We start from the raw sequence: 9,039 nt of genomic DNA, 5'->3' as shown, positions 1-9,039 counted from the left end.
GGTGGGGGAATGCAAAATTTTGGGCCCCCCCCCCCCCCCCGCCCCCCCCCCCCCCCGCTCCCACATTGGTTTCTGTGCGCTCAATACAGCGCAATAAATTGACCCGATAGACAAAAGGCTGACCTGCATCCGTGCCTTTTGCGTCGCGCTCTGAGAAAATGCCCGCACTTTTTTTCCGGATGCCGACATGACTGCCCTGAAGAACGACCGTTTCCTCCGCGCCCTGCTCAAGCAACCTGTAGACGTCACCCCGGTGTGGATGATGCGCCAGGCCGGCCGCTACCTGCCTGAATACCGCGCCAGCCGTGCCCAGGCCGGTGATTTCATGAGCCTGTGCATGAATCCGGAATTCGCTTGCGAAGTCACGTTGCAACCGCTCGACCGCTACCCGCAACTGGACGCGGCGATCCTGTTTTCCGACATCCTCACCATCCCCGATGCCATGGGCCAGGGCCTGTACTTCGAGACCGGTGAAGGTCCGCGCTTCAAGAAAGTCGTCAGCACCCTGGCGGACATCGAAGCGTTGCCGATCCCTGATCCACACAAAGACCTCGGCTACGTGATGGATGCGGTCAGCACCATTCGCCGCGAGTTGAACGGCCGTGTGCCGCTGATCGGTTTCTCTGGCAGCCCGTGGACCCTCGCCACCTACATGGTTGAAGGCGGCTCGTCGAAAGACTTCCGCAAGACCAAGGCGATGCTCTACGACAACCCGCAAGCCATGCACCTGCTGCTGGACAAGCTGGCGCAGTCGGTGACCTCGTATCTCAACGGCCAGATCATGGCCGGCGCGCAAGCGGTGCAGATCTTCGATACCTGGGGCGGCAACCTGTCGGCCGCGGCGTACCAGGAATTCTCCCTGGCCTACATGAAGAAAATCGTCAGCGGCCTGATCCGCGAGCACGACGGTCGCAAGGTGCCGGTGATCCTCTTCACCAAGAACGGCGGCCTGTGGCTGGAAAGCATCGCCGAGGCCGGCGCCGACGCATTGGGTCTGGACTGGACCTGCGACATCGGCAACGCCCGCGCCCGCGTCGGCGATAAGGTAGCCCTGCAAGGCAACATGGACCCGACCGTGCTCTACGCCAAACCGGAAGCGATCCGCACCGAAGTCGGGCGCATTCTGGCCAGTTACGGCAAAGGCAGCGGTCACGTGTTCAACCTCGGCCACGGCATCACCCCTGAGGTCGATCCGGAGCATGCGGGCGCGTTCCTGCGCGCGGTGCATGAGTTGTCGGCGCAGTATCACGAGTGATCGACGCCCAATAAAAAACGCCCGGCCAATGCCGGGCGTTTTTGTACAAGATCAAAAGATCGCAGCCTGCGGCAGCTCCTACATTGGGATTCGCGTTTCCCTGTAGGAGCTGCCGCAGGCTGCGATCTTTTGCTTTTAAGCTTTCACACCACCAAGTGGCGGCAACTTCGCCAGCTTCAACGCCACCCCCAGCGCCACCAGCAACAACGCGCCAATGAACAACCCAATCCCGTTCCAGCCGCCCAAATGCCAGAACACCCCGCCCGCCGTGCCGGCAATGCTGGAGCCTGCGTAATAACTGAACAGGTACAACGACGACGCCTGGCCCTTGGCTTTCAGCGCCCGCCGGCCGATCCAACTGCTCGCCACCGAGTGCGCGCCGAAGAAGCCGAAAGTGAAGATCAGCATGCCGACGATCACCAGCAGCAGCGGGGTGAACATTGTCAGCGCGAGGCCGGCGAACATCAGGGCAATCGTCGCCCACAGCACTTTGCGCCGCCCCAGTTTGTCCGCCAACGAACCGATCTTCGCCGAACTGTAGATGCCCGACAGATAGACCACCGACAGCAAGCCGACGAACACCTGATCGAGGTTATACGGCGCGGCGAGCAGGCGATAGCCTATGTAGTTGAACAGGGTGACGAACGCCCCCATCAGCACGAACGCTTCAAGAAACAGCAGCGGCAGGCCGGCATCGCGAAAGTGCATGGTGAAGCCGTCGAGCAGGCTGCGTGGGTGCAGCGAGCGTGAGCGGAAGTTGCGTGATTCGGGAAGGATTTTCCAGAACACCGCCGCCGCAATCAGCGCCAGACCGCCGATCACCAGCATTGCGGTGTGCCAGCTGACAAAGTCGATCAGCACCCCGGTTATCAACCGCCCGCTCATTCCGCCAATCGCGTTGCCGCCGATGTACAGGCCCATCGCCAGGCCGATGTGCTGCGGGTGGATTTCCTCGCTCAGGTAAGTCATCGCCACGGCCGCCAGACCGCTCAGCGACAGCCCGATCAACGCGCGCATGATCAGCACGCCGTGCCAGCTCGGCATCATCGAGCTGGCGATGGTGCACAGCGCGGCAGCGAACAGCGCTGCGACCATCACCGGTTTACGCCCGATCCGGTCGGAAATCGGTCCGGTGATCAACAGACCGAAGGCCAGCATGCCGGTCGCCACCGACAGAATCAGGCTGCTCTGCGCGGCATTGATCGAATACTCGTGGGACAGCAGCGGCATCATCGGCTGCACGCAGTACAACAGGGCGAAGGTCGCGAAGCCGCCGCTGAACAGCGCCAGCACCGTGCGCATGAACATCGGCGTGCCTTTTTCGATGTAGATCTCCTGCAGCTCGGCGATCACATCGTCGGCTGCGGCAGGCGGGACTTCATGGGCCAGGGGGGCGACAACTGTTTTCACTTCAGACCTCGGAGGGCACGGCCGGGCAGGCAATGAAAAAATCATATAGCTGGCTAATGTTTCTATCCAATATATTGTTCGACCTGTTTGATAGCTTTAACGACCTAATGGGGTTTCCATGGAATTGCGTCATCTGCGCTACTTCATCGCTGTCGCCGAAGAGCTGCATTTCGGCCGCGCCGCACAGGTGCTGGGGATCTCCCAGCCGCCGCTGAGTCAGCAGATTCAGGCGCTGGAGCAAGAGGTCGGCGCGCGGTTGTTCGAACGCACCAATCGTCGGGTCGAGCTGAGCGAGGCCGGCCGATTGTTTCTGGAGGAGGCGCGGCTGGTGCTGGCGCAGGTCGACAAAGCGGCGGATGTTGCCCGGCGTGCGCAACTCGGTGAACTCGGCGAATTGAAGATTGGCTTCACCTCGTCGGCGCCGTTCAACTCGACCATTCCCCAGGCAATTTTTGCCTTTCGCCAGCGTTTCCCGGCGGTGCATCTGAACCTGCGGGAGATGAGCAGCACGCAAGTCGCCGAAGGGCTGGTGGATGAGTCGATCGAGGTCGGGATCATGCGTCCACTGGGTCTGCCGGATTCGCTGAATGTGGTGGAGCTGATGCGTGAGCCGCTGGTGGCGGTGCTCGGTTCCAAACATCCGCTGGCGCAGGGCAGCGAGGAAGGGCTGTTCCTCTCGGCGCTGGCGCTGGAGCCGTTCGTGTTCTTTCCACGCAGCTACGGCAGCGGGCTGTATGCGCAACTGCTCAGTCTGGCCCGCGATGCCGGGTTCAGCCCGCACTTCGCCCAAGAGGCCGGGGAGGCGATGACCATCATTGGTCTGGTTGCAGCGGGGCTGGGGGTTTCGGTGTTGCCGGCGTCGTATCAGCGGATGCGCATCGACGGCGTGGTCTACCGGCCATTGCTCGATCCGGAGGCGGTGTCGGCGGTGTGGCTGGTGCAGCGCAAGGATCAGAAATCGCCGATGGCCAAGGCGTTCGTCGAACTGCTGACGCGCAAGGTTGAGCCTTCAAGTGGGTGATGGCTGCCGGCCTCTTCGCGAGCAAGCCCGCTCCCACCCTGGAATACGTTCCCCTGTGGGAGCGGGCTTGCTCGCGAAGACGCCCGCCCAAACAACACATTTCTCAGGGCAACCGCACCAAATCCCCCTTCAACGCCACCCGCGTCACAAACACCCCGGCCCGGCACTCATAGGTATTCAAATCCTTGCGCACATGCTGGTCGTAATAACTGACGATATTGACCACCGCATTCGCCCCGACCCGCTTGGCATCGGCCTGCAACTTGATCAGGTTCGACTGCAGCACCCACTCGCAGGAATCGTGATCGCTCTTGTTGAAGCCGTTGGTGCGTAAATCGCTGACCGCATCCCGGCGCAACAACTGCTGGGTGCCCTGCGGCCCATTGCCGATCAGGTAGAACTTCACACTGCCATCCAGCCGCCCGGCGCGAATCGCATCCGAGAGCACGGTTTCGAACGGCATGTACATCAAATTGGTGGCGTGGCTGGCGCTGGGCAATAGCCCGAGGAGCGTGGCGGCGATCAGGGCTTTCACTTGCATGGTCATCTCCTTGACGGTGAAAGAGAACCGCGAGTGTTCGAACGATGGGCTCGCCGTTCCGGCAGGCATGACGCGGCAACCTGCCAGAGCGAGTGTAGATGCTGAAAACGAAGAGGGCGCCGAAAGGCGCCCTTTGTCGTTTCTGGCAATTACTGAACCGTCGCCAGATCACCCTTCAACGCAACACCGGCCATGATCGCGCCGGCGTGGCATTCGTAGTTCTTCGCGTCTTTGTGCTCGTTGCTCTTGTAGAAGCTGACGATGTTGGTCACGGCGTTGGCGCCGGCGCTTTTGGCGGCCTGGTGCAGGCTGATGATGGCCGATTGCACGACCCATTCGCAGGCTTCCTGATCGGTCTTGTTGAAGGCGTTGGTCTTTTTGTTGGTCACGGCGCCGCTGCTCAGAACGGTGACTTTACCGGGCGGGGTGGTGCCGGCCAGGTAGAACTTTACGCTGCCGTCGATCTTGCCGCTGCGGGTGGCTTCGGCAACCGCTTTGTCGAACGGCAGCATGACCTGTGTATCCCGGGCCTGGCTGACTGCCGGCAGGGCGCAAAGCAGCAGGGCGGTGATGGCGAGTTTGTTGAAACGCATGGAGGTCTCCTTGACCTGGATTGATTCGGTTAAGGCCAGCGACGGAAAATCAACGAGGTGTTGACGCCACCAAAAGCGAAATTGTTGTTCATCACGTATTCGTGGTGCATCGGGCGGAACTCGCCGCGCAGGTAATCGAGCTTGCCGCAGTGCGGGTCGACCTCATCGAGGTTGAGCGTGTGCACGTACAGGTCGCGATTGAGCATTTCGATGCTGAACCACGACTCCAGCGCGCCGCAGGCCCCCAGTGTGTGGCCGAGGAAACTCTTCTGCGAGCTGATCGGCATGTGTTCGCCGAACAGACTGCTGGTCGCCAGTGTCTCGGCAATGTCGCCCTGTTCTGTAGCGGTGCCGTGACCGTTGACGTAACCGATGGCATCCGGCGTCAGTCCGGCGTCTTCCAGCGCCAGTTCCATTGCCCGGCGCATGGTGATCTGCTCGGGGCGGGTGGTGTGCTGGCCGTCGGCGTTGCTGCCGAAACCGACGATTTCCGCGTGGATCCGCGCACCCCGGGCGAGGGCATGCTCCAGCTCTTCTAGCACCAGCATGCCGCCGCCTTCGCCGATCACCAGACCGTCGCGGCCCTTGTCGTACGGGCGTGGGCTGGTCTGTGGTGCATCGTTTTTCAGGCTGGTGGCGTACAGCGCGTCGAAGACCATGGCTTCGGTCGGGCACAGCTCTTCGGCACCGCCGGCGAGCATCAGTGGCAAGCGACCGAACTTGATCGCCTCGTAGGCGTAGCCAATGCCCTGGCTGCCGCTGGTGCAAGCGCTGGACGTCGGGATCAGCCGCCCGGTGAGTCCGAAGAAGATGCTGATGTTGGCCGCGGTGGTGTGCGGCATCATCCGCACGTAGGAGTTGGCGTTGAGGCCTTCGGCCACGGAGTTCAGCAGCATGTTGCCGAAGGCCTTGATCTCGTCGGTGCTGCCGGTGGACGAACCGCAGGCCACACCCATGCGCCCGTCCTTGATCGATTCGTCGCCGAGCAGGCCGGCGTCGGCCAGCGCCTGTTCCGCCGCGCCGACCGCCAGCCGTGACACCCGGCCCATGCTGCGCAGTTGCTTGCGGGTCCAGTGCGGCGGTACGACAAAATCATCGATCGGCCCGGCCAGACGGGTGTTGAGTTCGCTGAAGCGGTCCCACTCGTCCATGCGGCGGATGCCGCTGCGGTTGGCCGCGAAGTTGCCGGCGATGGTCTGCCAGTCGCTGCCCAGCGAGGTGATGCCGGCCATGCCGGTGACGACGACGCGCTTCATCAGCACAAGCCTCCGTTGACCGCCAGGACCTGGCGGGTGATGTACGAGGCTTCCGCCGACATCAGGAAATTAACCGCAGCGGCCACCTCTTGCGGGGTGCCCATGCGTTGTGCGGGGATCATTTTCATCAGCTCTTCCACCGGCACGTTTTCGTCGAGCATCGCCGTGTCGATCAGGCCCGGCGCGACGCAGTTAACGGTGATTTTGCGCTTGCCCAGTTCGATCGCCAACGCTTTCGCCGCACCGATCACCCCGGCCTTGGAGGCGCTGTAGTTGACCTGGCCCCGGTTGCCGATCAATCCCGACACCGAGGTGATGCAGACGATCCGACCGGCGGCGCGACGACGGATCATCGGCATCATCACCGGGTGCAGGACGTTGTAGAAACCGTCGAGGTTGGTACGCAGCACCACGTCCCAATCATCGTCGCTCAGCGCCGGAAAAGCGCCATCACGGGTCAGGCCGGCGTTGAGCACCACGCCGTAATAGGCACCGTGGGTTTCGACGTCGGCTTCGAGAATGGTCTTGCAGGTTTCGCGGTCGGCGACGTCGAATTGCAGGATGCGCGCGTTGCGGCCCAGCGCTTCGACTTCGGCTTTCACCGCTTGGGCTTCAGCCACGCCGCTGCGGCAATGCAGGACGATGTCGTGCCCGGCCTGCGCCAGACGCAAGGCAATGGCGCGGCCGATGCCACGGCTGGAGCCGGTGACCAGTACGGATTCAGTCATCGTTCGACTCTCTGTTTTGTTCAAGGTATTGGCTGGGCTGCGGCGGGCGGAACACGTTCAAGCGGGCGCTGGCCTCGATGCCGGGGGCGTTGATGTGGCATTCGAAAACACCCATGCCGTTGTCGTCTTCCAGCGAACGGATGCCGTGGATGGTCAGTTCGCTGCCGGCCGGAAACGCCTCGACGTTGCACTCGAACTTGCGGGTGCCGAGGAGGAAGCCGAGCTCGACCGGTTTGCCCTTCAAGCGAGCATGACAACCGGCGAACGCGGCGACGCTCTGCGCCATCAACTCGATGCCGACCCACGCCGGCAGGCTGCCGTCGGGCAGGTTGAACAGGCCGTCGGGCTTGACCGTGAGGCGGGTGTGGATCTGCTCCTCGTCGAAGCCGAGGATGCGGTCGATCAGAATCATGTCGCCAGCGTGGGGCAGCAGTTCGGCGAGCGGCCAGTCGTTCATGGGGCGTCTCCGATAATCAGGCTGACGTTATTGCCGCCGAAGGCAAACGAGTTGCTCATCAGGTAGCGGGGTGCAATGGACGACAGGCGCTCGCTCGCGGTCACCCACTTCAGCGCCGGCAAGTCGGGGTCGGGCTGGGCATCCCAGACGTGTGGCGGCAAGGCTTGCTGCGGGTTGTCGGCGCTCAGGCTCAGCCAGCAGAACGCCGCTTCGAGGGCGCCGGCCGCGCCGAGGGTGTGGCCGGTCATCGGCTTGGTCGACGAGCAAGCCACGCCGTCGGGGAACAGCGTGGCGACGGCCAGACTTTCCATCGCATCGTTGTGCTGGGTCGCCGTGCCATGCAGGTTCAGGTAGCTGATTTGCGCCGCTTGCAGCTGTGCGCGGCTCAAGGCTTTCTGCATCGCTTGCAGGGCGCCGCGACCGCTCGGTTCCGGCGCGGAAATATGGTGCGCGTCGGAGCTGGCGCCGCTGCCGAGCAGGGCAATGGCCGGGCCGTCGCTGCGCTGCTTGCTCATCAGGAACAGCACCGCCGCTTCGCCGATGTTGATGCCATTGCGGTTGGCCGAGAACGGATTGCAGCGCTCGTCGGACACCGCTTCCAGCGCGCTGAAACCGTTGAGCGTGAGTTTGCACAGGCTGTCGACCCCGCCGCACAGCACCGCGTCGCACAGGCCCAGTTCGAGCAGACGCTGCGCGCTCATCAACGCCCGCGCACTGGACGTGCAGGCGGTGGAAATCACATAGGCCGGGCCGCTGAGTTGCAGCCAGTCGGCGAGAAAATTCGCCGGGGCGCCGAGTTCCTGTTGCCGATAGTCGTACTCGGTCGGGAACTGCTGCTCGCGAAGATAGTGCGCCAGACCGCGGCTGGCCTCGTCGATCCCCGAGGTGCTGGTGCCGAGCACCACGCCGATGCGCGCGCGACCATAGGTCTGGATCGCCCGGTCGATGTCCTCGCGAATCTGCAGCGCGGCTTCCAGCAGCAGTTGATTGTTGCGGCTGCTCTGGTCGGCCAGTTCGGCCGGAATCGCCGCCAGCTCAGCGTGCACCGCCGCCACCGGCAACTCACGTCCGGCCACCCAGCCTGACTCGTGGCGCATGCCCGAGCAGTCACCGGCAAACAGGTTGTGCGCGACCTGGTGCTTGTCGCGGCCCAGTGCGCAGATCACGCCGAGGGCATTGAGGTAGGCAGTCATGGCGTCGGTTCACCGAGGGGAGAAACCCGATAGTGCGGGCCTTGGGGCAGATTCAATTCGAAGCTCAACGGTTGTGCATAACGGATCGCCCAGCGCGGCGCCAGCGTGCGTTGCTCGCCCTGTTGCTGCGCGGCGGGGTAATTGCGCGCCAGTTCGCCGGAGGGGGTCAGGGCGAACAGCAACGCGGCAAACAGCTCCCGGGCTTCCGGATTGGGCGGCAGCAGCCCGTCGGCCTGCCAGTGTCCATCGATCAGCTGCTGACGCGCCTGGGGGATGCCCAGCGGGTCCATCATCGACCAGCGGATGCCGGGACCTTCGCGCTGGATCACCAATAGCCAGTCCTGACGTTGATCGGCTTGCTGGCGCTCGATGTGCAATTGCAGCGGTAACGGCAGCGTCGGGTTGCTCGCGGGCAGCGGGGCCTGGTTGGCGCATCCACTTAGCAGGGTCGTTAGCAACAATACCAGCCACACCACAACCCCTGTGGGGGGGGGGGGGGGGGGGGGGGGGGGGGGGGGGGGGGGCGGCCCCCCCCCCCCCCCCCCCCCCCCCCCCCCCCCCCCCCCCCCCCCCCCCCCCCCCAGC

General features: G+C 63.5%; 10 protein-coding genes. 2 read left to right on the top strand and 8 right to left on the bottom strand.

Annotated features, from left to right (window positions below; translation table 11 throughout):
- The first annotated feature begins 187 nt into the window (after positions 1-187).
- Complete coding sequence (gene hemE, locus NTD85_RS20610; protein ID WP_103485588.1) at positions 188-1,255, top strand: uroporphyrinogen decarboxylase; 1,068 nt, start codon at positions 188-190, stop codon at positions 1,253-1,255.
- A gap of 135 nt (positions 1,256-1,390) precedes the next feature.
- On the opposite strand, the gene NTD85_RS20605 is transcribed toward hemE, so the two are convergent.
- Positions 1,391-2,665, bottom strand: coding sequence for an MFS transporter (locus tag NTD85_RS20605; protein WP_262143075.1), 1,275 nt, complete (start codon positions 2,663-2,665; stop codon positions 1,391-1,393).
- Positions 2,666-2,783: 118 nt separating this feature from the next.
- Between NTD85_RS20605 and NTD85_RS20600 the strand changes: the two genes are divergently transcribed.
- A complete protein-coding gene (locus NTD85_RS20600; RefSeq protein ID WP_262143074.1) occupies positions 2,784-3,686 on the top strand; it encodes a LysR family transcriptional regulator in 903 nt (300 codons plus the stop codon).
- 103 nt (positions 3,687-3,789) lie between these two features.
- Here the strand turns inward: NTD85_RS20600 and NTD85_RS20595 are convergent, their stop codons facing one another.
- The 7 genes from NTD85_RS20595 to NTD85_RS20565 all read right to left on the bottom strand — a co-directional run bounded on the left by NTD85_RS20595 (position 3,790) and on the right by NTD85_RS20565 (position 8,930).
- Positions 3,790-4,227: an excinuclease gene (locus tag NTD85_RS20595; protein ID WP_262143073.1), complete on the bottom strand. Its 438-nt coding sequence runs from the start codon at positions 4,225-4,227 to the stop codon at positions 3,790-3,792.
- A gap of 149 nt (positions 4,228-4,376) precedes the next feature.
- Positions 4,377-4,820, bottom strand: coding sequence for an excinuclease (locus NTD85_RS20590; protein WP_103485585.1), 444 nt, complete (start codon positions 4,818-4,820; stop codon positions 4,377-4,379).
- Positions 4,821-4,849: 29 nt separating this feature from the next.
- Complete coding sequence (locus NTD85_RS20585; protein WP_103519989.1) at positions 4,850-6,076, bottom strand: beta-ketoacyl-ACP synthase; 1,227 nt, start codon at positions 6,074-6,076, stop codon at positions 4,850-4,852.
- Complete coding sequence (gene fabG, locus NTD85_RS20580) at positions 6,076-6,804, bottom strand: 3-oxoacyl-ACP reductase FabG (protein WP_003220919.1); 729 nt, start codon at positions 6,802-6,804, stop codon at positions 6,076-6,078. Before fabG ends, NTD85_RS20585 begins: the two co-directional genes overlap by 1 nt.
- Entirely contained in the window at positions 6,797-7,261 is a 465-nt protein-coding gene (locus NTD85_RS20575) for a hotdog family protein (RefSeq protein ID WP_262143072.1), read from the bottom strand. Before NTD85_RS20575 ends, fabG begins: the two co-directional genes overlap by 8 nt.
- Positions 7,258-8,454 (bottom strand): beta-ketoacyl-[acyl-carrier-protein] synthase family protein, encoded by a 1,197-nt coding sequence (locus NTD85_RS20570; RefSeq protein WP_262143071.1) that lies wholly within the window; start codon positions 8,452-8,454, stop codon positions 7,258-7,260. Before NTD85_RS20570 ends, NTD85_RS20575 begins: the two co-directional genes overlap by 4 nt.
- Positions 8,451-8,930, bottom strand: a complete 480-nt coding sequence (locus tag NTD85_RS20565; RefSeq protein WP_262143070.1) for a hypothetical protein — start codon at positions 8,928-8,930, stop codon at positions 8,451-8,453. Before NTD85_RS20565 ends, NTD85_RS20570 begins: the two co-directional genes overlap by 4 nt.
- Positions 8,931-9,039 lie beyond the last annotated feature (109 nt).

It is taken from the genome of Pseudomonas sp. 13B_3.2_Bac1 (genome assembly GCF_025466205.1).
Taxonomy (GTDB): domain Bacteria; phylum Pseudomonadota; class Gammaproteobacteria; order Pseudomonadales; family Pseudomonadaceae; genus Aquipseudomonas; species Aquipseudomonas fluorescens_H.
Note: the sequence above shows the minus strand (reverse complement) of the source record. Positions and strands in the feature narration are given on the sequence as shown.